The 20,839-nt window shown below is 62.6% G+C and carries 25 protein-coding genes; 19 read left to right on the top strand and 6 right to left on the bottom strand.

Translation table 11 applies throughout. From position 1 onward, the window contains the following. Positions 1 to 75 precede the first annotated feature (75 nt). Entirely contained in the window at positions 76 to 795 is a 720-nt protein-coding gene (locus X756_RS155505; protein ID WP_023699643.1) for a gamma-glutamylcyclotransferase, read from the top strand. Between the two features lie 68 nt (positions 796 to 863). Here the strand turns inward: X756_RS155505 and X756_RS155510 are convergent, their stop codons facing one another. Further along, positions 864 to 1,307 (bottom strand): hypothetical protein, encoded by a 444-nt coding sequence (locus X756_RS155510; RefSeq protein WP_156935986.1) that lies wholly within the window; start codon positions 1,305 to 1,307, stop codon positions 864 to 866. A gap of 212 nt (positions 1,308 to 1,519) precedes the next feature. Here X756_RS155510 and X756_RS155515 point away from each other — a divergent pair, with 212 nt between their 5' ends. The 6 genes from X756_RS155515 to X756_RS155540 all read left to right on the top strand — a co-directional run bounded on the left by X756_RS155515 (position 1,520) and on the right by X756_RS155540 (position 6,611). Further along, positions 1,520 to 2,887, top strand: a complete 1,368-nt coding sequence (locus tag X756_RS155515) for an NAD(P)-dependent oxidoreductase (protein WP_023729385.1) — start codon at positions 1,520 to 1,522, stop codon at positions 2,885 to 2,887. A 425-nt stretch (positions 2,888 to 3,312) separates the two neighbouring features. Continuing rightward, the gene (locus X756_RS155520) at positions 3,313 to 3,666 is read left to right on the top strand and encodes a hypothetical protein (protein WP_023668203.1); all 354 of its coding nucleotides are present in this window, start codon (positions 3,313 to 3,315) and stop codon (positions 3,664 to 3,666) included. A gap of 59 nt (positions 3,667 to 3,725) precedes the next feature. Beyond that, entirely contained in the window at positions 3,726 to 5,039 is a 1,314-nt protein-coding gene (gene preA / locus X756_RS155525; RefSeq protein WP_023729383.1) for an NAD-dependent dihydropyrimidine dehydrogenase subunit PreA, read from the top strand. Positions 5,040 to 5,148: 109 nt separating this feature from the next. After that, a complete protein-coding gene (locus tag X756_RS155530) occupies positions 5,149 to 5,667 on the top strand; it encodes an Rrf2 family transcriptional regulator (protein ID WP_023668205.1) in 519 nt (172 codons plus the stop codon). Between the two features lie 31 nt (positions 5,668 to 5,698). Next, on the top strand, positions 5,699 to 6,157 hold the full coding sequence (locus tag X756_RS155535; protein WP_023668206.1) for a carboxymuconolactone decarboxylase family protein: 459 nt from the start codon (positions 5,699 to 5,701) through the stop codon (positions 6,155 to 6,157). A 76-nt stretch (positions 6,158 to 6,233) separates the two neighbouring features. Further along, complete coding sequence (locus X756_RS155540; RefSeq protein WP_023668207.1) at positions 6,234 to 6,611, top strand: DoxX family protein; 378 nt, start codon at positions 6,234 to 6,236, stop codon at positions 6,609 to 6,611. Between the two features lie 2 nt (positions 6,612 to 6,613). Here the strand turns inward: X756_RS155540 and X756_RS155545 are convergent, their stop codons facing one another. Both X756_RS155545 and X756_RS155550 read right to left on the bottom strand, forming a co-directional pair. Next, positions 6,614 to 7,336 carry an SDR family oxidoreductase gene (locus tag X756_RS155545; protein ID WP_023668208.1) on the bottom strand — a complete coding sequence of 241 codons (723 nt, stop codon included), beginning with the start codon at positions 7,334 to 7,336 and terminating at the stop codon, positions 6,614 to 6,616. Next, on the bottom strand, positions 7,333 to 8,172 hold the full coding sequence (locus tag X756_RS155550) for an SDR family oxidoreductase (RefSeq protein WP_023668209.1): 840 nt from the start codon (positions 8,170 to 8,172) through the stop codon (positions 7,333 to 7,335). Before X756_RS155550 ends, X756_RS155545 begins: the two co-directional genes overlap by 4 nt. 99 nt (positions 8,173 to 8,271) lie before the next feature. Here X756_RS155550 and X756_RS155555 point away from each other — a divergent pair, with 99 nt between their 5' ends. Then, complete coding sequence (locus X756_RS155555) at positions 8,272 to 9,144, top strand: helix-turn-helix transcriptional regulator (RefSeq protein WP_023729382.1); 873 nt, start codon at positions 8,272 to 8,274, stop codon at positions 9,142 to 9,144. A gap of 9 nt (positions 9,145 to 9,153) precedes the next feature. Here X756_RS155555 and X756_RS155560 read toward each other — a convergent pair whose 3' ends face one another. Next, complete coding sequence (locus X756_RS155560) at positions 9,154 to 9,783, bottom strand: TetR family transcriptional regulator C-terminal domain-containing protein (RefSeq protein WP_023697053.1); 630 nt, start codon at positions 9,781 to 9,783, stop codon at positions 9,154 to 9,156. Between the two features lie 255 nt (positions 9,784 to 10,038). Here X756_RS155560 and X756_RS155565 point away from each other — a divergent pair, with 255 nt between their 5' ends. The 6 genes from X756_RS155565 (at position 10,039) to X756_RS155590 (ending at position 15,387) form a co-directional block, all read left to right on the top strand. Next, on the top strand, positions 10,039 to 11,367 hold the full coding sequence (locus X756_RS155565) for an aspartate aminotransferase family protein (protein WP_023729381.1): 1,329 nt from the start codon (positions 10,039 to 10,041) through the stop codon (positions 11,365 to 11,367). Positions 11,368 to 11,479: 112 nt separating this feature from the next. After that, on the top strand, positions 11,480 to 11,926 hold the full coding sequence (locus X756_RS155570) for an endonuclease domain-containing protein (RefSeq protein WP_023729380.1): 447 nt from the start codon (positions 11,480 to 11,482) through the stop codon (positions 11,924 to 11,926). Between the two features lie 3 nt (positions 11,927 to 11,929). Then, entirely contained in the window at positions 11,930 to 13,099 is a 1,170-nt protein-coding gene (locus X756_RS155575; protein WP_023729379.1) for a Zn-dependent hydrolase, read from the top strand. Between the two features lie 62 nt (positions 13,100 to 13,161). Beyond that, entirely contained in the window at positions 13,162 to 14,613 is a 1,452-nt protein-coding gene (gene hydA, locus X756_RS155580) for a dihydropyrimidinase (protein ID WP_023668215.1), read from the top strand. Beyond that, entirely contained in the window at positions 14,610 to 14,987 is a 378-nt protein-coding gene (locus tag X756_RS155585; protein WP_023668216.1) for a hypothetical protein, read from the top strand. The genes hydA and X756_RS155585 overlap by 4 nt, the downstream gene beginning before the upstream one ends. A gap of 16 nt (positions 14,988 to 15,003) precedes the next feature. Beyond that, the gene (locus X756_RS155590) at positions 15,004 to 15,387 is read left to right on the top strand and encodes a hypothetical protein (RefSeq protein WP_023729378.1); all 384 of its coding nucleotides are present in this window, start codon (positions 15,004 to 15,006) and stop codon (positions 15,385 to 15,387) included. A 17-nt stretch (positions 15,388 to 15,404) separates the two neighbouring features. Here the strand turns inward: X756_RS155590 and X756_RS155595 are convergent, their stop codons facing one another. Continuing rightward, positions 15,405 to 15,815, bottom strand: coding sequence for a cupin domain-containing protein (locus X756_RS155595; protein ID WP_023668218.1), 411 nt, complete (start codon positions 15,813 to 15,815; stop codon positions 15,405 to 15,407). A 104-nt stretch (positions 15,816 to 15,919) separates the two neighbouring features. On the opposite strand from X756_RS155595, the gene X756_RS155600 reads away from it, so the two are divergent. The 5 genes from X756_RS155600 to X756_RS155615 are packed head-to-tail and all read left to right on the top strand — an operon-like array spanning position 15,920 to position 20,277. Next, on the top strand, positions 15,920 to 16,711 hold the full coding sequence (locus tag X756_RS155600) for an ABC transporter ATP-binding protein (protein WP_023687997.1): 792 nt from the start codon (positions 15,920 to 15,922) through the stop codon (positions 16,709 to 16,711). A 43-nt stretch (positions 16,712 to 16,754) separates the two neighbouring features. Next, a complete protein-coding gene (locus X756_RS01000000165345) occupies positions 16,755 to 17,237 on the top strand; it encodes an endonuclease domain-containing protein (RefSeq protein WP_050485896.1) in 483 nt (160 codons plus the stop codon). Next, on the top strand, positions 17,238 to 18,116 hold the full coding sequence (locus X756_RS155605; RefSeq protein ID WP_023697049.1) for an ABC transporter permease: 879 nt from the start codon (positions 17,238 to 17,240) through the stop codon (positions 18,114 to 18,116). After that, positions 18,113 to 19,267, top strand: coding sequence for an ABC transporter permease (locus tag X756_RS155610; RefSeq protein ID WP_023729376.1), 1,155 nt, complete (start codon positions 18,113 to 18,115; stop codon positions 19,265 to 19,267). The genes X756_RS155605 and X756_RS155610 overlap by 4 nt, the downstream gene beginning before the upstream one ends. A gap of 38 nt (positions 19,268 to 19,305) precedes the next feature. Next, entirely contained in the window at positions 19,306 to 20,277 is a 972-nt protein-coding gene (locus X756_RS155615) for an ABC transporter substrate-binding protein (protein ID WP_023682178.1), read from the top strand. A gap of 48 nt (positions 20,278 to 20,325) precedes the next feature. Here the strand turns inward: X756_RS155615 and X756_RS155620 are convergent, their stop codons facing one another. Continuing rightward, positions 20,326 to 20,817, bottom strand: a complete 492-nt coding sequence (locus X756_RS155620; RefSeq protein WP_032999345.1) for an Lrp/AsnC family transcriptional regulator — start codon at positions 20,815 to 20,817, stop codon at positions 20,326 to 20,328. Positions 20,818 to 20,839: the final 22 nt, after the last annotated feature.

The raw sequence follows: 20,839 nt of genomic DNA, 5'->3' as shown, positions 1-20,839 counted from the left end.
CACTTCGTCCCGCTCGACGCCTTGCACGTGCGGCGGTTTTCGACTTTCCTTGGGCAAACGAGGGGTAGTCGTTTCATGCGCCTTATGTCGCTCACGCCTGAGCTTGTGTCACTGTGTCATCGCGAAGAGGTCGATCCCGGGCCGGACGGCAGCTGGACGCAGCTGAACGACGAGGATTTTCGCACGCTTGCCTTACAGCTCTCCGACGAAGCCGATGCGGGGCCGTTATGGGTGTTCGCCTATGGCTCGCTGATCTGGAAGCCGGCTTTCGAGTCCGTCGAACGCCAGCGCGCCACTGCGTTTGGCTGGCATCGCTCCTTCTGCCTCGACATGGTGCGCTGGCGCGGCAGCGTCGCGCAGCCGGGGCTGATGATGGCGCTCGAACGCGGCGGCCGATGCGACGGCGTCATCTACCGCCTGCCCGACGGCGACAAGCCGCAGCAGATCGAAAGACTGCTGCGGCGCGAGATCGACGACCATGAGAGTGTCAGCTCGGTCCGGTGGGTTCCCGTGCGCACGGAGCAGGGCCGGATACGGGCGCTCGGCTTCTGGGTCGGGGTGACCGGCAGGGGAACGTCGCTCGGGCAGCCGCTGGACACGGTGGCGGGGGTGCTTGCCAGAGCCTGCGGCCATGTCGGCTCGGGCGCGGAATATCTCTACAACACCGTCAGCCACCTCGAGGAATTCGGCATCCGCGACCGCAATCTGTGGCGGCTGCAGCAACTGGTTGCCGACGAGATCAGGTCGATCCATGGCGGCCGCTCAGATGCCAGCCTACAGCTGGCACCTTCGTAGCGAACAGCCACCAATCTTGGCCTGTGCCGGAGCGTATGCGGTTTCAAGGCGTTTCGCTCCCCGGGTGATCAGATCCAAGAAGGAGTGGCTTCACGAGCAATGACCTCAACCGTGCATTCGAGACTGAGCAGCAGAAAATGCGTACAGTCTTCTGTCGGGCCAAGTGTCGATCGCAACCAGTGCGAGTTCTCCACTCGCAGGATCGGCCACCTGTAGGAGGCTTGCCTGCCAGATCCAATCAATGGGATCGAGGTGTCCGCACGGATTTTGGTCAGTCCCAGCATGTCATCATGGGCAGCCAGGGCTACTACCCCTTGAAAATCGATCTTGAGAGTTCGTTCCGATGTCCCGAAGTCGCCTTCGACGGTCAGCTCAAAGTTATTGTCGGATTTTAGACGCCACACCTGACAGGCAGCCAGAGGTAAATCTCCCACGGGCTCCCACCGGTGAGCCGTCTCCCTATCATCGGTCATCGCCTTCTCCGTTGAATGAAAGCCGCGCATCGTGCTCAAGCGCCCTATCATTTCGCGCTGGCCTGGAACAGCTTGCCGCGACTTGGACCTTGTCGCGCTCCCCTCTTTGAGGACGCAACCGTCACTCATAACATGAGCAACTAAATCATATTATCAGCTAATCTTTTCAGCGGCTTGGGTCGAAAATTGACCAATTGATAAAAAAATAAAACGTGCTAGCCTTCCCCAAAACGAAAACAGGGGAACTGACGATGCCAGAAGGCCAGTTCAAGGACGGCATTGCCGGCGGCCGGCTTGCCGCCGACCAGTACGCCGAGAATTTTTCCGATCTGCATCCGCCGCTCGATCACCACGAAGCGCTGGTCGAATCCGATCGCTGCTATTTCTGCTACGACGCGCCGTGCATGAATGCATGCCCGACCTCGATCGACATTCCGCTGTTCATCCGCCAGATATCGACCGGCAACCCGATCGGTTCGGCCAAGACGATTTTCGACCAGAACATACTGGGTGGCATGTGCGCCCGCGTCTGCCCGACCGAGACGCTTTGCGAAGAGGTCTGCGTGCGCGAGGTGGCGGAAGGCAAGCCGGTGCAGATCGGCCGCCTGCAACGCTACGCCACCGATGTCGCCATGGCCGAGCACAAGCAGTTTTATCCGCGCGCTGAATCGACCGGCAAGTCGGTCGCCGTCGTGGGCGCCGGACCGGCCGGTCTTGCCGCGGCCCACCGGCTCGCCCGCCAGGGCCATGACGTCACCATTCTGGAAGCCCGCCCGAAGGCCGGCGGCCTCAATGAATATGGCATCGCCGCCTACAAGAGCATCGACAATTTCGCCCAGGCCGAGGTCGACTATGTCACGGGGATCGGCGGCATCGATATCCATAACGGCAAGGCGCTCGGCCGCGACTACCAGCTGTCGGACCTGATCCTGAATTACGATGCCGTCTTCCTCGGCATGGGGCTAGGCGGCGTGAATGCGTTGCGCGCGGATGGCGAGGACGCCGATGGCGTTGTCAATGCGGTCGAGTTCATCGCCGAGCTACGCCAGGTCAGCGATCTCGCGAGCCTGCCGGTCGGCCGGCGCGTCGTCGTCATCGGCGGCGGCATGACGGCGATCGATGCCGCGGTGCAGTCGAAGCTGCTCGGCGCCGAGGAGGTGACGATCTGCTACCGGCGCGGCCAGGAGCACATGAACGCCTCCGAGTTCGAGCAGGATCTGGCCGCGGCCAACGGCGTCACCATCCGCCACTGGCTGCAGCCGAAGCGGGTCATCGCCGAGGCTGGCAAAGTGTCGGGCATCGAGCTCGAATACACCGCCATGAACGGGGACAGGCTTGCCGGCACGGGCGAGACGCTGACGCTTACCGCCGACCAGGTGTTCAAGGCCATCGGCCAGAGCTTTGTGCCGGCCGCGCTTAATGGAAGCGGCGCCTCGATCGATCTTGAAGCCGGCCGCATCAAGGTCGATGCGGAAGGCCGCACCTCGCTCGCCAATGTCTGGGCCGGCGGCGACTGCATCTTCGGCGGCGACGATTTGACGGTCTCGGCCGTCGCGCAAGGCCGCGACGCGGCGGAGAGCATCAACCGGGCACTGGCTGGAGGAAGCTGGAATGCCTAACGTCGTCAAGTTCGTTGGAGCTTTAAGCACGAGCCTGTTGCTGTTTTCTGCCAACGCCTCGGCGGCTCATCGTGTGACCAGATATTTTGATCAACCGGACGTTCGCGCAGGGGAGGCGTTCTCTCCTATGCTTGGGTGCGGGAACGAGGAGCTCATCTCTGGAGGTTACGCGCTCGATATCCCGCCGGCCAACCCTACTGCGTTGGTTGTATCGGCAAGTTATCCGTTTAGCGACCATGTGTGGCAGGTCGTCGTCCGAAACGTTTCGAGTGAGCCTGTAGCAGTTCAGATGACTCTTGTTGTGATCTGTAGCTAGCGGAGAGAGTTATGACCGACATCCGCAACAATTTCGTCGGCATCAAATCGCCCAATCCGTTCTGGTTGGCCTCGGTAAAGCCGACCCGCTTGATCAACCGGGCACTGCGATGATCGCGCCGATCCTCGCTGCCGTCATCGGCACCGCGGCAATGCCGGCGGCTTCACCGGACTATTGGCTCTATACGCAATGGTGTGACGCGAAGGGTGAAGAGCGGATGTCCGTCGAGGCATCCGGTGTCGGCTTCAGCGAGCACACGATCTGCCAATGGACATCCGGGCCGCCAAGCGGCGATCATGTTGAGACAAGGATTTCATGCGCCAGCGTCTATCTCAACGGGGACGAGACCGTGCGCATGGATGAAAAAATGGTCGGGCTGGAAGCGCGCAAGGGCGATCCGGACCAGATCACGGTAACGGTCGAAGGTGAACCGCCATCGGTTTTTCTTCGATGCGAGGAATGATCCGATAGGCAACGCTTTAAGGTGGCGGTAAGCCCGCCACGGCCAGAGGAGAAAGACCCATGGCAGACATTCGCAACAATTTCGTCGGCATCAAATCGCCCAATCCGTTCTGGCTGGCTTCGGCGCCGCCGACCGACAAGGCCTACAATGTCATCCGCGCCTTCAAGGCGGGCTGGGGCGGCGTCGTGTGGAAGACGCTGGGCGAAGAAGGTCCGCCGGTGGTCAACGTCAACGGCCCGCGTTATGGCGCGATTTGGGGGGCCGACCGGCGCCTGCTCGGCCTCAACAATATCGAGCTGATCACCGACCGCGATTTGCAGGTCAATCTGCGCGAGATCAAACAGGTCAAGAAGGACTGGCCCGACCGCGCCATCGTCGTCTCACTGATGGTGCCATGCGTCGAGGAAAGCTGGAAGGCGATCCTGCCGGTGGTCGAGGAGACCGAAGCCGACGGCATCGAGCTCAATTTCGGCTGCCCGCACGGCATGTCGGAACGCGGCATGGGCGCGGCTGTCGGCCAGGTGCCTGAATACATCGAAATGGTAGTGCGCTGGTGCAAGGCCAACACCCGCATGCCTGTCATCACCAAGCTGACGCCGAACATCACCGATGTGCGCAAGCCGGCGCGCGCCGCACTCTCCGGCGGAACCGACGCGGTGTCGCTGATCAACACCATCAACTCGATCACCGGCGTCGACCTCGACAGTTTCGCGCCGCAGCCGACCATCGACGGCAAGGGCTCGCATGGCGGCTATTGCGGCCCGGCGGTGAAGCCGATCGCCATGAACATGGTGGCCGAGATCGCCCGCGATCCGGAAACGCGCGGCCTGCCGATCTCCGGCATTGGCGGCATCACCACCTGGCGCGATGCGGCTGAATTCATGGCGCTCGGCGCCGGCAATGTGCAGGTGTGCACGGCGGCGATGACTTACGGCTTCAAGATCGTGCAGGAGATGATCGCCGGTCTCGAAAACTGGATGGACGAGAAAGGCCACGCCTCGCTCAACGACATTGTCGGCCGCGCCACGCCCAACGTCACCGACTGGCAGTATCTCAACCTCAATTACATCGCCAAGGCGCATATCGACCAGGACGCCTGCATCAAATGCGGCCGCTGCCACATCGCCTGCGAGGACACTTCGCACCAGGCAATCACCAACATGGTCGACGGCGTCAGGCATTTCGAGGTGATCGAGGCCGAATGCGTCGGCTGCAATCTGTGCGTCAATGTCTGCCCGGTCGAGAACTGCATCACCATGGAGCCGCTGGCCGCCGGCGTCATGGACCAGCGCACCGGCAAGCCGGTGTCGCCGATCTATGCCAACTGGACGACGCACCCGAACAACCCGATGGCCAAGGTGGCCGCAGAGTAGGGAACGGGTCAAAGAAAAAAGCGTCGCTTTCGAGCGCCGTTTTTCATTTTACTATTGCAGATAAAATCTATCTAGGATAAAAGATATCCATGAATAGGAGCGCAACATCGTGAAACTGGGCGAGGGTGTAGAAGCGGCCATCCATTGCGCGGCCACACTGGCTAGCGTGGAGGGCAACAGCACGATACCGGGTGCTGCTTTGGCAGAGTCCTTCGGCCTGTCGCCGAGCTATCTGCTGAAACATCTGAACCAGCTGACTGCTGCGCGCATCCTGGAATCGGTGCCGGGACCGGCGGGCGGCTACCGGCTGGCGCGTCCGGCCGAGCGCATCACGCTGCTCGATATCGTGCTTGCGGTCGAGGGTCGCGAGCCGGCCTTCCGTTGCGGCGAGATCCGCCAGCGCGGCCCGGTCAAGATCGATGCTTCGGCCTATGTGAAGCCGTGCGGCATCAATGCCGCGATGCTGAAAGCCGAGCGTGCCTATCGTGCCGCTCTCGCGGAAACCCGGTTGTCCGACATCGTGGCTGACTACAAGGCCGAAGGCGATCCGCGATCGTTTGCCGCCAGCTGTGCCTTTGTGGCGCGCCATCAGCGGCCGCAGAAACCCGCTTCGACCAAACAGATTTAATCCCCCGCAAACAGATGTGAAAGGAAAGACGATGAAACAGAGACTGCAATTCTTCGCCAAGGCGCCTGAGATCATGAAAGCCGTGTCGGCGCTCAACAAGGCGGTCGACGAATGCGGGCTTGAAGTGAGCCTGCTGCATTTGATCAAGCTCCGCGCCTCGCAGATCAATGGCTGCTCCTACTGCGTCGAGATGCATAGCCGCGAGGCGAGGCGCGATGGCGAAACCGAGACACGGCTCTATCTGGTTTCGGCCTGGAAGGAATCGCCGCTGTTTTCCGAGCGCGAACGCGCGGCGCTTGCTTGGACCGAGGCAACGACCCTGATCGCCAACAATGGCGTTTCGGACGAACTCTATGCCCGCACGCTAGAGCACTTCTCGGAAGAGGAACTGGTCAAGCTGTCGGTCGCGATCGGCATGATCAACACCTGGAACCGGCTCTGCATCCCGTTCCACGCCATTCACCCGATGCCGGCTGCCAAAGCAGCCTGACCGTCCGGTTAGTCATGGAGCGCCGTGGAAAGGGCGGCGCTCCACCTGTTTCATGCTTAAGTACGGGGAAGATTTCATGCCTGTCGATTTGCCTTCGACCTTTTTGTTTCTCGGCCGCCTGTTGCTCGGCGGCGCCTTCGTTTGCGCCGGCCTGCGCAATGTTCAGAACGAGACCTTCCTGACAGGGCTGATGACCGCGCGCGGCGTGCCGCAGGCGAGATTGGCGTTGTGGGCCGGCATCGTCCTGCAGACCATTGCCGGCGCGCTGTTGATGGCCGGCCTGTGGACTGCGACCGCCTGCGCCGTGCTGCTGCTGTTTCTCATCGTCGCCACGCCGATGTTCCACAATTTCTGGGACCATCAGGGCCCGGACCGGGCGTCGCGCATCAACGGTTTCGTAGGCAACGTCGCACTGGCCGGAGGCCTTCTCACGCTGATCGCGCAGTCGCTGTAAGGTCACGCCGCGTAGCGCAGGCCGCCGTCGCAGGTCAGCACCTGGCCGGTCATGAAGCCGTTGGAGACTAGAAAGGCGATTGCGCCGGCGACGTCTTCGGCGCGGCCGATCCTGCCCACCGGGGTTTTGCCGGCATATTCGCTGAACACCGCCTGCCGCTGGTCTTCGGCCAGGAAATCCCACCACGGCGTGTCGATGACGCCGGGCGCCACGACATTGACGCGCAGCGGCTTCAGTTCGACCGCCAGGATCGGCACCACCGTCAACAGCATGCCGTTGACGGCGGCAATGCCAGCCACGCCGGGCGCCGACAATTGTGCCGACACCGCCGAGATGAAAGTGACCGATCCCGATCTGTTGAGCGTCGGCAAGGCAGCCTGCAGGCAGGACAGCTGCGGCCTGACTTTCTCGTCGACGCCGCCGGCGATGTCTGAGAGATCGAGGGTTTCGAACGGCCCAAGTCCCTTGCCGCCGCTGGCAGCCAGCACGAGGTGATCGAACGGTCCGAGTTCCCCAAAGAAATGGCGGACTTCATCCGGCTTCGAAGCATCGAAGGCAGCTTTTTCGGCGGCGCCGCCGAGGCTCTTCCAGGCGCTGGTGAGCTTGTCCTGGCTTCGTCCGGTGATGGTCACCTTCATGCCTGGGCCCAGCAGTTTTCGCGCCGTTGCGAGGCCGATGCCGGATGAGCCGCCGATGACGACCGTGTGTTCGATCTTGCCGGTCATGAATGCTGTTCCTTCGATTTTGCGGAGACTTGGCCGACGAAGTCGAGGCTCAGGGTTCGCAATTGCTGTCTGGCCTTGGCGTCATAGGCTTGTGCTTCGGCGCGGGATTCCTTTAGGCCATCGAAATAGAGGCCACTGCGGCCCTCCAGGGCGGGCGATGTCGCGAGGTTGAGAATGGCGTCGGCGCCGGTCTCGACCGAGCTCCATGGCGTCACGCCGGCTTGGCGGACCATGGTGGTGTTCATGTAGCTCGCTGGATGCAGAGCGTTGACGGTGACGCCGCTGCCTTTCAACTCTCCGGCCAGGTCGATGGTGAACAGGATCTGCGCCAGCTTGCTCTGGCAATAGGCGCGCACGCCGTCATAGGAACGTGTCAGCATGACATCGCCGAAATCGATCGCCTGCTGGCCGGCCGAAGCGACGTTGATGATGCGCGCCGGCGAACTCGCCTTGAGCAGCGGCAGCAGTTCCGAGGTCAGCAGGAAACCGGCGAGATAGTTGACCGCAAAGCGCAGTTCGAAGCCGTCGGCGCTGAGCTGTCGCTTGGCGCCGGCCGTGCCGATGCCGGCATTGTTGATGAGGATGTCGAGCCGGTCGGTTTTTGCGCGTACGGCCTCGGCAAGGCGGCGGACCTCGGCTAGCGAGGCGAGGTTGGCGGCGAGGAACTCGGCCTTGCCGCCGGCGGATTCGATTTCTGCGACGGTTGCCTTGCCGCGAGCCGCGTCACGGCCATGCACCAGCACGCGCGCGCCGCCGGCGCCCAGCCTTTGCGCGACGACACGGCCGACGCCGTCGGTCGAACCGGTGATGAGGATTGTCTTGTCTTTCAGATCCATATTCAGAGCCTCCATCTCTCTGGATGGAAGATGGGGCGCCTGACCCAGCCCAAACAGTTCAAACTTTATCCTGGTATCAATACTGCTATAATAGCTCTCATGGATGCCCCCACGCACTCCGCTGAAGACAGCCGCCGGCGCGAGCTTGGCGCCTTCCTGCGCTCGCGCCGCGAAAGATTGACGCCGTCCGCCACCGGCATCGCGACCGGCCTGCGGAGACGCACGCCAGGCTTGCGTCGCGAGGAAGTGGCGATGATCGCCGGCGTCGGCACCACCTGGTACACATGGCTAGAGCAGGGGCGCGAGGTCAGACCCTCGGTGGAGGTGCTAGCGGCGCTCAGCGAAGCGCTGCGCCTCGACGCCGTTGAAAGGCGGCATCTGTTCATCCTGGCAGGCCGCCAGCAACCGGAGAACCGCGTGGCTGCGCCGGAAAAGGTCGATGGCCCGCTGATGCATATGCTGGAGAGCCTGGTGCTGCAGCCGGCCTATGTCGTCGGGCGGCGCTGGGACGTGCTGGCCTGGAATCCGGCGGCGGTAGCGGTGTTCGGTGATTATGGCCTGCTAGAGGGCGACGCCCGCAACATCGTCCACATGGTGTTCACCAATCCGCATCACCGGCGCCTGCTGGTTGACTGGGAGCAATTGGCGCGCACCGTGCTGGCCTCGTTCCGGGCGGAAAGCGCCCGCTATGTGGGCGATGCGGATTTCGAGCGGCTGATCGTGCTTATGACGCGCTCAAGTCCGGAGTTTCGCGACTGGTGGCCGCAACGCGACGTGGCACGCCGATTGTCGGGGGTGAAACATGTCCGACATCCGAGAGCCGGCGCCATGACGTTCGAGCATATGAGCCTGTCGATCGACGACGGCTCGGACATGAAGCTGATCGTCTACACGCCGCTGGCCGAACAGAATTCGATCGAGAAGCTGCAGAATTTGCTTGAGGCGATGCCGGCGGAGCGCCGCAGCGCCTGACGCCCAAGGTCAGCCCTTCGGCTTCAGCCCATCAATGAACAACTGCTCCAGAAACCGCGCCGCATCCTCGAAGCGGCCGTCGCCGCCGCGATCGGCGCCGAGCACGGCACGGACCTGGACATCGAAATCGGCATAGTGCTGCGTCGTCGCCCAGATCGAAAAGATCAGGTGCCAGGGATCGGTGCGGGCGATTTTTCCCGCGCGCATCCAGCCCTTGATGACGTTGGCCTTCTCGTCGACCAGCGTTTTCAGCTCACCCGCCAGCAGCGGCATGATGCGCGGCGCGCCTTGCAGGATCTCGTTGGCGAACAGCCGGCTCTCCCTAGGAAAATCACGCGCCATTTCGAGCTTGCGCCGGATGTAGCTCCTGAGCTCGGTCAGGGGGTCGCCGATGTCGTCGAGTTCACGTAGCGGCGCCAGCCACGTCGCCAGCAGCCGCTCCATCAGCGTTTCGTGGATGTCTTCCTTGCGGCGGAAATAGTAGAGCAGGTTCGGCTTCGACATCCCGGCGGCCTCGGCGATCTGGTCGATGGTCGAACCGCGAAAGCCGTTGGCGGAGAAGACTTCGAGGGCTGCCTCCAGGATCAGTTCGCGCTTTTCCTGCTGGATGCGGGTGCGGCGAGGGGCTGAGCCTTCCATGGCGCCGCTCACCCCTGCAAGCCTTGGCCGAGCGGGTCATCTGGACCAATTCTCTGGACCAGTTTTTCTCTTACGCGTGGAGCGCACTTCGCAGGCCGCATTTCCGCTAGTAATCCCTTGACCGCCGACAGGGCGGTGCTAACGTTTGTCCAATCGGTCAAAAATTTGCGTAGCATGAAAACGCAGCAAAGACCAAGCTTTGGAAAGACCAAGCGTTAGCCGCACCGAAACAGGTTACAAGGGGAAGTCTTGGTCATGTCCAACCGGCTGAAAGTCACGCCGAACGATCTCAGCGCATTCTGGATGCCGTTCACGGCAAACCGGCAGTTCAAACAGGCGCCGCGCATGTTCGTGTCCGCCAAGGACATGCACTACACCACCAGCGACGGCCGCAAGGTGCTCGACGGCACCGCCGGCCTCTGGTGCGTCAATGCCGGCCATTGCCGTCCCAAGATCACCGAGGCGATCCAGCATCAGGCCGCCGAACTCGACTATGCGCCGGCCTTCCAGATGGGTCACCCGATCGTGTTCGAACTGGCCAACCGCCTGGTCGACCTCGCGCCCAAGGGCATGGACCATGTCTTCTTCACCAATTCCGGTTCGGAATCGGTGGAAACCGCGCTGAAGATGGCGATCGCCTATCACCGTGTGAAGGGCGAGGGCGCGCGCACCCGCCTTATCGGCCGCGAACGCGGCTATCACGGCGTCAATTTCGGCGGCATTTCGGTCGGCGGCATCGTCACCAACCGCAAGATGTTCGGCACGCTGCTCGGCGGCGTCGACCACATGCCGCACACGCATCTGCCGGAAAAGAACGCCTTCTCCAAGGGCGTGCCAGAATATGGCGCCGAACTCGCCAACGAGCTGGAGCGCATCGTTGTCCTGCATGACGCCTCGACCATCGCCGCCGTCATCGTCGAACCGGTCGCCGGCTCCACCGGCGTCATCCTGCCGCCGAAGGGCTATCTGCAGAAGCTGCGCGAGATCTGCACCAAGCACGGCATTTTGCTGATCTTCGACGAGGTCATCACCGGTTTCGGCCGTCTGGGCGCGCCGTTTGCTGCGGATTATTTCGGCGTCACGCCCGACATCATGACCACCGCCAAGGGCGTCTCCAACGGCGTCATCCCGATGGGCGCGGTGTTCGTGAAGAAGGAAATCCACGACGCCTTCATGACCGGCCCCGAGCACATGATCGAGTTCTTCCACGGCTACACCTATTCGGGCAATCCGATTGCGTGCGCCGCGGCACTCGGCACGCTCGACACCTACAAGGAAGAGGGCCTGCTCACCCGCGGCGAGGAACTGGCGCCGTACTGGGAAGATGCGCTGCATTCGCTGAAGGGCGAGCCGCATGTCATCGACATCCGGAATATCGGCCTGATCGGCGCGATCGAACTGGCGCCGATCGCCGGCAGCCCGACCAAGCGGGCCTTCTCGGCCTTTGTCAAGGCGTTCGAGCGCGGCGCGCTGATCCGCACCACCGGCGACATCATCGCGCTGTCGCCGCCACTGATCATCACCAAGGGCCAGATCAACGAATTGATCGACCATGTCAGAGAAGTGCTGAGGGCGATCGATTGACAAACCGGGCGCGGATATCCCTCCCCCTCGAGGGGAGGGTGGCCGCGAAGCGGTCGGGTGGGGTCGGTGCGACCGGACGCCGACCCGCTCTTTTGTTCCGAGGCCGCTCCTGATGCCCCGTACCCGCGTGAGCTTCGAAATGCGCCAAAAGGCGCTAGCGCTTCGAGTTCACGCGACCAAGGGAGAATCGCTGCTGTGGTATGAACTGCGGGACCTGAAATCAGCCGGCATCAAGTTTCGCCGTCAGTGCCCGATTGGGCCGTACATCGTCGATTTTGCCTGCTTGGCGGTGAAGCTGATCGTTGAGGTCGATGGCGACATGCACGAACACGACAGGGGTAGGCGGCACGATGCCGTTCGCGATGCTTATCTGCGATCGCTCGGATTTGAAGTCTTCCGTGTTGACGAGCCCGATGTCATAAACAGCGCTTGGCACGTCGCGCAGGTGGTCAAAGAGAAGGTCGCGCGCGTCGCGGGCGACCCCACCCGACCGCTTCGCGGCCACCCTCCCCTCGAGGGGGAGGGGGACGCCGCCGCCCCGCAACCGATGAGGTTTTAGAGCATGGCCGNGGGCGGCAACAATCGCCAGACCGTGACCGACGAGGACGGCGAGGGACGGCATCTGTTCAAGCGCTGGTGCGAGGCGGCCGGGCTCGAAATGGGCCTGGACGAGATGGGCACCATGTTTGCCCGGCGGGAAGGTGCTGATCCCAGCCTGCCGCCGGTTTATGTCGGCAGCCATCTCGACACGCAGCCGACCGGCGGCAAGTATGACGGCGTGCTCGGCGTGCTCGGCGGGCTGGAGATCATCCGCTCACTTAACGATCTCGGCATCCAGACCAGGCATCCGATCGTCGTCACCAACTGGACCAATGAGGAAGGCTCGCGCTTTGCCCCGGCGATGATGGCGTCCGGCGTGTTCGCCGGTGTGCTCGAGCAGGTGGACGTGTATCAGCACACCGATAAACAGGGGAAAAAGTTCGGCGAGGAGCTGGAGCGCATTGGCTGGAAAGGCACCGAGAAGGTCGGTGATCGCAAGATCCACGCCTTCTTCGAACTGCATATCGAGCAGGGGCCGATCCTCGAGGACGAAGGCATCGACATTGGCGTCGTCACCCACGGCCAGGGCCTGAAATGGCTGCAGGTAACGCTGACCGGCAAGGAGGCGCATACCGGCTCGACGCCGATGCCCAAGCGCCGTAATGCCGGTCTAGGCATGGCGCGCGTGATCGAGCTGGTGCATGAGATCGCCATGGACTACCAGCCCGACGCCGTCGGCGCTGTCGGCCACATGGAGGTGTTTCCGAACTCGCGCAACATCATTGCGGGACGCACCGTCTTCACCATCGACATCCGTTCGCCCGAGAAGGAAGTGCTGGACGCTATGGATGGGCGCATACGCGAAGGCATCGACACGATCTGTGAGGCGCTCGACATCCAGTATAAGGTCGAGCAGGTCGGCGCTTTCGATCCGGTCACCTTCGATGCCGGCTGCGTCAAGGCGATCCGCGACGCAGCCGAACGGCTCGGCTATTCCCACCGCAACCTCGTCTCCGGCGCCGGCCACGACGCCTGCTGGATCAACCGCGTCGCGCCGACCGCCATGGTGATGTGCCCCTGCGTTGACGGGTTGTCACACAACGAGGCCGAAGAAATCACCAAGGAATGGGCCGGCGCCGGCGCCGACGTGCTGTTCCATGCGGTGGTAGAGACAGCGGGGATCGTGGCGTGAACTAAGATCTGTATTCAAAACGACGCTCACAAGAAGCGCGAAGAGAACAAGGGAACACGACAATGACCAAAGTCATCCGAAACGGCACCATCGTCACCGCCGACCGCACCTGGAAGGCCGATGTGCTGATGCAGCACGGCAAGATCGTCGCCATTGGCTCGAACCTGCATGGCGACCATGAGTTCGACGCCAGCGGCTGTTACGTCATGCCGGGCGGCATCGATCCGCACACCCATCTCGAAATGCCGTTCATGGGCACCTATTCGGCCGACGATTTCGAGTCCGGGACGCGTGCGGCCCTTTCCGGTGGCACCACGATGGTGGTCGATTTCTGCCTGCCGGCACCGCAGCAATCGCTGCTGGAAGCGTTGCAGATGTGGGACAACAAGACCTCGAAGGCTGCCTGCGACTACTCCTTCCACATGGCGATCACCTGGTGGGGCAAGCAGGTGTTCGACGAGATGGCCACCGTCGTCGACAGAGGCATTACCTCGTTCAAGCATTTCATGGCCTACAAGGGCGCGCTGATGGTGGACGACGACGAGATGTACGCGTCGTTCCAGCGCTGCGCCGATCTCGGCGCGCTGCCGCTCGTTCATGCCGAGAATGGCGACGTGGTTGCGGCGCTGTCGCAAAAGCTGCTCGCCGCCGGCAATAATGGCCCCGAGGGACACGCCTATTCGCGGCCGCCGGAAGTGGAGGGCGAGGCGACCAACCGCGCCATCATGATCGCCGACATGGCCGGCGTGCCGCTCTATGTCGTGCATGTGTCCTGCGAGCAGAGCCACGAAGCCATCCGCCGCGCCCGCCAGAAGGGCATTCGGGTTTTCGGCGAGCCGCTGATCCAGCATCTGACGCTGGATGAAAGCGAGTATTTCGACAAGGATTGGGACCATGCGGCGCGCCGCGTCATGAGTCCGCCCTTCCGCAACAAGCTGCACCAGGATTCGCTGTGGGCCGGCCTGCAGGCGGGATCGCTGCAGGTGGTGGCGACCGACCACTGCGCCTTCACCACCAAGCAGAAGCGCAACGGCCTCGGCGATTTCACCAAGATCCCGAACGGCACTGGCGGGCTTGAAGACCGCTTGCCCGTGCTGTGGACGACGGGCGTCAACACCGGGCGGCTGACGATGAACGAGTTCGTCGCGGTGACTTCGACCAACATCGCCAAGATCCTCAACATGTATCCTAGGAAGGGCGCCATCGTCGAAGGCGCGGACGCCGACATCGTGGTGTGGGACCCCAGCGCCAAGAAGACCATCACCTCGAAGAAGCAGCAATCGGTGATCGACTACAACGTCTTCGAAGGTTTTGAGGTGACCGGCCTGCCGCGCTTCGTCTTTTCGCGCGGCGAATTGTCGGTCGAGGAAGCGGAGGTCAAGGCCAAGCCCGGCCATGGCGAATTCGTCGCCCGCGAGCCGAACGCGGCGGTCAACCGGGCTCTGTCGACCTGGAAGGACATTACCGCGCCGCGCAAGGTGGAACGCACCGGCATTCCGGCGACAGGCGTTTGACGTTGCGGAGCCCGGGGGCGCTCATTTCACTGGTCGTGGCGATGGTGGTCGCTGGTCCGGCAACAGGGGCCGAGAGGCTGGCCGGCTCCTGGGGCAACGATGCCGGCTGTGTCTTTGCAAAGGCCGGTTTTCAGGGCCGGGACGATTATATCGTGCTGACCGCCGAAGGCATCGAGACCTATGGCAGCGGCTGCCGGTTCGCGCAGCAATTGACGTGGGCGCCGGGCACGCAATCGCTTGATGCGACCTGTTCCGCCGAAGGCGAGGCGGGGACGACGGCTGAAACCGTTGTGGTCACCAACAAGGGCGAGGGTGGGTTCTTCGTGACCATTCCCGGTCTTGAAGAAATGGGGCCGTTGCAACCGTGTTCGTGACGTTGGAGCTGGGGGAATGAGCGCGCGCGGTTTGGGGCCGTCTGTTGCGATGATAGTCGTTCTGGCTGCGGGTCAGGCCCTTGCGGCAGGCATCGACCTGACGAAACCCTATGGGGACAAGTATGGCTGCATCAACCGAAACGGCCAGGAAGTCGCCGCCGATCGGATGCTGCTTTTGACCGACGAGGCATTGGTCACCGCCGCCAGCGCCTGCACCTTCACGGACAAGCAAGCGCAGGCTGATGGGTCGCTGGTGGTGACGGCAACATGCGAGGCGGAAGGCGAAGAAGGACAGGAGCCGACCAAATTCACCATCAAGCGCAGCGCCAAGAACGCCAAGAAGCTGACGGTCGCCGACGACGACGGCAATGTCATGGGCGAAGTGGCGCGGTGCAAATGACGGCAGTCCCGTCAGCGTCAGGCCACCAGCGCATCCAGTTCCGGCAACAGGACGACGCTTTCCTGTTCATTGGGATCGGTGCGGGCGATGACGGCCGAGGACGGGGCGTTGCTCAGATTGGCCGGCAGATGCGGTACGCCGGCCGGGATGTAGAAGAGGTCGCCGGCCTTGACGACGATGTGGTTCTCGAGCCTGTCGCCATACCATGTGTGGACCTCGCCCGAGAGCACATAGATCGCCGTCTCATGGCTTTCATGCAGATGCGCCTTGGCGCGGGCGCCAGGCGGCAGGGTGAGCAGATGCATGCAGATGCCGGACGAGCCGACCGTCTCGGCTGCAATGCCGGCAAAATAGGTCAATCCCTGCTTGCCTTCATAAGTGCTTTCAGGACGGATAAGGTGACAAGTTGGTTTGGGCGACATCGGCAAGGCTCCGGGCGTCGATTGGGTGGGATTGGACGAGTGGAAAGCAACATCAACGCGAATGCAACGGCATTTCATCCTGGGCGGCTGCGAGAGGCAGGCAGCAAGCGATGACGGGACAATCGCCAGCCGTCGTCTCGGCAAGCAGACTTGGCCTTACCTTTCAGACCAATGACGGTCCGGTAGAGGCGCTCTCCAATGTCGACCTGACCATCGGCAAGGGCGAGTTCGTCTCCTTCATCGGCCCATCGGGCTGCGGCAAGACCACCTTGCTGCGCGTCATCGCCGATCTGGAAAAACCAACATCGGGCACGATCTCGGTCAACGGCATGACGCCGGAACAGGCGCGCGAGAAACGCGCTTATGGCTACGTCTTCCAGGCGGCAGCCCTTTTCCCGTGGCGCACGATCGAGCGTAACGTGGCGCTGCCGCTGGAGATCATCGGCCTTTCGAGAGCGGAGCAGGCCGAGCGCATCAAGCGCACGATGGAGCTCGTCAACCTCTCCGGCTTCGAGAAGAAATACCCCTGGCAGCTTTCCGGCGGCATGCAGCAGCGCGCTTCGATCGCCCGCGCGCTCGCCTTCGACGCCGACCTGTTGCTGATGGACGAGCCCTTCGGCGCGCTGGACGAGATCGTGCGCGACCATCTCAATGAACAGCTTCTGGAATTGTGGGCGCGCACCAACAAGACGATCTGCTTCGTCACCCATTCCATCCCCGAGGCGGTGTATCTGTCAACGCGCATCGTCGTCATGTCGCCGCGCCCAGGTCGGGTTACCGACATCATCGAATCGACGCTGCCAAAGGAGCGGCCACTGGACATCCGCGAGACGCCGGAATTTTTGGCGATCGCGGCCCGCGTGCGCGATGGCTTGAGGGCAGGGCACAGCTATGATGATTGAGGGGGCGCAGGATGGGCTCCCTCCTCTCCCCAACGGGGAGAGGGTGGCCGGAGCGAAGCGGAGGTCGGGTGAGGGGGCGGCGCCGACGGATCCGACCAAGAGAAATGTCGGGGCAACCGCTCGCGCCCGAAAGCTGCGGTTTGACGAGACCGAAGCTGAATACCGGCTTTGGGGGGAATTGAGAGGACGTCATCTCAACGGCTACAAATTTGTGCGGCAAGTGCCGCTCGGACCTTTCATCGCGGACTTCGTCTGCCGCGAGCAGGGGCTGATTGTCGAACTGGATGGCAGCCAACACGCGGATTCACTGACCGATCCCGCCAGGACAGCCTGGCTGAACGGACAAGGTTATTCGGTTCTGCGCTTCTGGAATCACGAAGTTTTGGCTGAGCGCCGAGCGGTCCTGGATACGATCTTGGCTTGTCTCGACGGAAAGATTTCTACCCCCTCACCCGACCTCCGCTTCGCTCCGGCCACCCTCTCCCCGTTGGGGAGAGGAGGGCGCCCCGCTGGCGAGGCGCGATAGATGGACACCTTCCGCGAAAAACTCATCCCCGTGACCTCCATCCTCCTGGGCGTGGTGGTGCTCTGGTATGTCTTCGCCGTCATCCTAAACGCGCCCTTCCAGCGCGACCTCGACCGGCGCGCCGGGGAAACCCACGGCACAGTCGAATTCATCGGCAAGACGCTGTCGCAGCCCAAGCCGACGCTGCCGGCGCCGCATCAGGTGGCGGTGAACTTCTTCGAGAACACCTTCCTGCGGCCCATCACATCGAGCCGCAGCCTCGTCTACAATGCCTGGGTGACCCTGTCGTCGACGTTGCTCGGCTTTGCCTTCGGCACGGCGCTCGGCATCGTCATCGCGGTCGGCATCGTGCATGTGGCGACGCTCGACCGCAGCCTGATGCCGTGGATCATCGCCTCCCAGACGATTCCCATTCTGGCGGTGGCGCCGATGATCATCGTCGTGCTGGGGGCGATCGGCATCAGCGGTCTGATCCCAAAGGCGATGATCTCGACCTACCTGTCGTTCTTCCCGGTGACGGTGGGCATGGTGAAGGGCCTGCGCTCGCCCGAACTCATGCATCTCGACCTGATGCACACCTACAATGCCAGTGTCTCGCAGACCTTCTGGAAGCTGCGGGTGCCGGCCTCGGTGCCGTTCCTGTTCACCTCGATGAAGGTGGCGGTGGCGGCGAGCCTGGTCGGCGCCATTGTCGGCGAACTGCCGACCGGTGCTGTCGCCGGCATCGGCGCCAAGCTTTTGGCAGGTGCCTATTACAGCCAGTCCATCGACATCTGGTCCGCCCTTGTGGCGGGCTCGGTGGTGGCGGCCCTTCTGGTCATGGTGGTCGGCATAGCCGGGCGCCTCGTTGACCGCGCCATGGGCGGGAGGCCGGCATGAACTGGCTGAAGCCCTCCTGGCAAGCCGTGCTGGCCGTTGCGCTGTGCCTCGTCGCCGTCGCGCTCGGTGCGATGTCGAAGCCGGAAGCGGCCGCCCTTGCAGACCCGACGGCAAGCTTCGACTACCCCTATTTCGGGATAAAGACCCCGATGATCGGCCTGGCCGTGCTGGCAGGGCTGATCTCGATGATCAGAATTTCGCCGCTGGCCGAGGCTGCGGTGCTGTTCATCGGCGCTCATCTCGTCGCCTGGATGCTGATCTCGGGCATTACAGGTTTCGAAGGCACGGCATTGGCGCCGTATTTCCTGCTGCTCGCCGCTGCCTGGCTGCTGGCCTGGCGCTGTGTGGCGGTGCTGTCGGGGCTTCGCCCGATGGCAAAAGGGGCGCGGATGGCGCTGCGCCTCATCATCCCGGCGATCTTCGGCGCCTGGATCCTGATCATATGGGAAGCGGTGACGCGTGGCGCCGGCATTCCCTTCATCCTTTTGCCGCCGCCGAGCGCCATCGGTGTGCGCATCGCCAGTTCCCTGCCGGTGCTCGGCGCCGATATCAGGCAGACCATCTTCAAGGCGGTGATCTTCGGTTATGTCATCGGCAGCGGCGCCGGCTTCCTGGTGGCGATTGCGGCCGACCGCGTGCCGTTCCTGCGCCGCGGTCTGCTGCCGATCGGCAATATGGTCTCGGCGCTGCCGATCATCGGTGTGGCGCCAATCATGGTGATGTGGTTCGGCTTCGACTGGCCGTCCAAGGCCGCGGTCGTCATCATCATGACCTTCTTCCCAATGCTGGTGAACACGGTTGCCGGTCTTGCCGCCTCCGGCCATATGGAGCGCGACCTGATGCGCACCTATGCGTCGGGCTACTGGCCAACACTCTTGAAGCTCCGGCTGCCGGCGGCAGCGCCCTTCATCTTCAACGCGCTGAAGATCAACTCGACGCTGGCGCTGATCGGCGCCATCGTCGCCGAGTTCTTCGGCACGCCTGTGGTCGGCATGGGCTTTCGCATCTCGACCGAGGTCGGGCGGATGAACATCGATATGGTCTGGGCCGAAATCGCAGTTGCAGCACTGGCGGGTTCGGTCTTTTATGGCGTGGTCGCTCTCGTCGAGAGAGCCGTCACGTTTTGGCATCCCTCTGTCCGTGGTGGATAGGGCGGTGGGTTCGGGTGTTAACTTCAGAGGGTAAAAACATGAAAAGACTGATCATTCCGATGCTGGCCGGCGCGATGTCGCTGGCCGCGTTCCAGGCAATGGCCGCCGACAAGGTGACCTTGCAGCTGAAATGGGTCACGCAGGCGCAGTTTGCCGGCTACTATGTCGCCAAGGCCAAGGGTTTTTATGAAGCCGAAGGCCTCGACGTCGACATCAAGCCGGGCGGTCCCGATATCGCACCCGAGCAGGTGATTGCCGGCGGTGGCGCCGACGTCATCGTCGACTGGATGGGCGGGGCGCTCGCCGCGCGCGAAAAGGGCGTGCCGCTGGTCAACATCGCCCAGCCGTTCAAGAAGGCCGGTATGGAGCTGGTCTGCCCGAAGGACGGCCCGATCAAGACCGAAGCCGATTTCAAGGGTCACACGCTGGGCGTCTGGTTCTTCGGTAACGAATATCCATTCTACGCCTGGATGAACAAGCTCGGCCTGAAGACCGAAGGCGGCCCGGACGGCGTCACGGTTTTGAAGCAGAGCTTCGACGTGCAGCCGCTGATCCAGAAGCAGGCGGATTGCATTTCGGTCATGACCTACAACGAGTACTGGCAGCTGATCGATGCCGGCTACAAGCCGGACCAGCTCACCGTGTTCAACTACTCGGCGATGGGCAATGACCTGCTTGAGGACGGGCTCTATGCCTCGGAAGACAAGCTCAAGGATCCGGCTTTCGAAGACAAGATGGTGCGTTTCGTGCGCGCCTCGATGAAGGGCTGGAAATATGCCATCGACAACAATGACGAGGCCGCGGGCATTGTCATGGACGGCGGTGGCCAGGACGAAAACCACCAGAAGCGGATGATGAGCGAAGTCGCCAAGCTGATCGACAATGCCGACGGCAAGCTCGACCCGGCGACCTACGAGCGCACCGCCAAGGCGCTGCTCGACCAGAAGATCATCACCAAGGCGCCGACCGGCGCCTACACCACGGCCATCACCGACAAGGCGATCAAATAAGCCTGGCCAGGCAATTTCGACCTCGAGAGCGGCGCCTTTGACCAAATGTCAGAGGCGCCGTTCCTTTATGGTGTTCATGACGAAGCTGGTCTCGATCGAAGCGACGCATTTCAGCCGCGCGATCTTTTCCTTGATGAAGCGCTCGTACTGTTCGAGGCTGCCGGTCACCACCTTCAGCACATAGTCGCGCGACCCGGTGACGAGGTGGCATTCCAGCACCTCCTCCCACCCGCGGATGGCGTCCTCGAACATGACGATCTCGTCCTCGTTCTGGCGGCTGAGCCGAACGGTGGCGATGGCGACCATGTTCCAGCCGAAGGCGGCCGGGTCGACCAGCGTGGTATAGCCCCGGATAATGCCGGCCTCCTCCAGCCGGCGTACCCTCCTCAAACATGGCGACGGCGACAGGCCGATGCGCTCCGCAAGCTCATTGTTGGTGATGCGGGCGTCGGCCTGCAGCTCGCGCAGGATCTTGCGGTCGAAATCGTCGGCTATCTTCTGCTGAACTTTTGCTCTCGCTCGGCAATTTGTTGCCGGGATGCAGCCATGCGAGGCCGAAAAT

Origin of the sequence: Mesorhizobium sp. LNJC405B00 (genome assembly GCF_000502615.1) — a bacterium.
Lineage (GTDB): Bacteria > Pseudomonadota > Alphaproteobacteria > Rhizobiales > Rhizobiaceae > Mesorhizobium.
Note: the sequence above shows the minus strand (reverse complement) of the source record. Positions and strands in the feature narration are given on the sequence as shown.

What these genes read in the sequence shown, in the direction of transcription:
- X756_RS155540 (WP_023668207.1), top strand. Translation starts at nt 6,234, where the DNA reads ATGCCTGTCGATTTGCCTTCGACCTTTTTGTTTCTCGGCCGCCTGTTG.
- X756_RS155605 (WP_023697049.1), top strand. Translation starts at nt 17,238, where the DNA reads ATGGACACCTTCCGCGAAAAACTCATCCCCGTGACCTCCATCCTCCTG.
- X756_RS155520 (WP_023668203.1), top strand. Translation starts at nt 3,313, where the DNA reads ATGATCGCGCCGATCCTCGCTGCCGTCATCGGCACCGCGGCAATGCCG.
- X756_RS155545 (WP_023668208.1), bottom strand. Translation starts at nt 7,336, where the DNA reads ATGACCGGCAAGATCGAACACACGGTCGTCATCGGCGGCTCATCCGGC.
- X756_RS155505 (WP_023699643.1), top strand. Translation starts at nt 76, where the DNA reads ATGCGCCTTATGTCGCTCACGCCTGAGCTTGTGTCACTGTGTCATCGC.
- X756_RS155565 (WP_023729381.1), top strand. Translation starts at nt 10,039, where the DNA reads ATGTCCAACCGGCTGAAAGTCACGCCGAACGATCTCAGCGCATTCTGG.
- X756_RS155515 (WP_023729385.1), top strand. Translation starts at nt 1,520, where the DNA reads ATGCCAGAAGGCCAGTTCAAGGACGGCATTGCCGGCGGCCGGCTTGCC.
- X756_RS155615 (WP_023682178.1), top strand. Translation starts at nt 19,306, where the DNA reads ATGAAAAGACTGATCATTCCGATGCTGGCCGGCGCGATGTCGCTGGCC.
- X756_RS155570 (WP_023729380.1), top strand. Translation starts at nt 11,480, where the DNA reads ATGCCCCGTACCCGCGTGAGCTTCGAAATGCGCCAAAAGGCGCTAGCG.
- X756_RS155600 (WP_023687997.1), top strand. Translation starts at nt 15,920, where the DNA reads ATGACGGGACAATCGCCAGCCGTCGTCTCGGCAAGCAGACTTGGCCTT.
- X756_RS155560 (WP_023697053.1), bottom strand. Translation starts at nt 9,783, where the DNA reads ATGGAAGGCTCAGCCCCTCGCCGCACCCGCATCCAGCAGGAAAAGCGC.
- X756_RS155550 (WP_023668209.1), bottom strand. Translation starts at nt 8,172, where the DNA reads ATGGATCTGAAAGACAAGACAATCCTCATCACCGGTTCGACCGACGGC.
- X756_RS155610 (WP_023729376.1), top strand. Translation starts at nt 18,113, where the DNA reads ATGAACTGGCTGAAGCCCTCCTGGCAAGCCGTGCTGGCCGTTGCGCTG.
- hydA (WP_023668215.1), top strand. Translation starts at nt 13,162, where the DNA reads ATGACCAAAGTCATCCGAAACGGCACCATCGTCACCGCCGACCGCACC.
- X756_RS155535 (WP_023668206.1), top strand. Translation starts at nt 5,699, where the DNA reads ATGAAACAGAGACTGCAATTCTTCGCCAAGGCGCCTGAGATCATGAAA.
- preA (WP_023729383.1), top strand. Translation starts at nt 3,726, where the DNA reads ATGGCAGACATTCGCAACAATTTCGTCGGCATCAAATCGCCCAATCCG.
- X756_RS155590 (WP_023729378.1), top strand. Translation starts at nt 15,004, where the DNA reads ATGAGCGCGCGCGGTTTGGGGCCGTCTGTTGCGATGATAGTCGTTCTG.
- X756_RS155555 (WP_023729382.1), top strand. Translation starts at nt 8,272, where the DNA reads ATGGATGCCCCCACGCACTCCGCTGAAGACAGCCGCCGGCGCGAGCTT.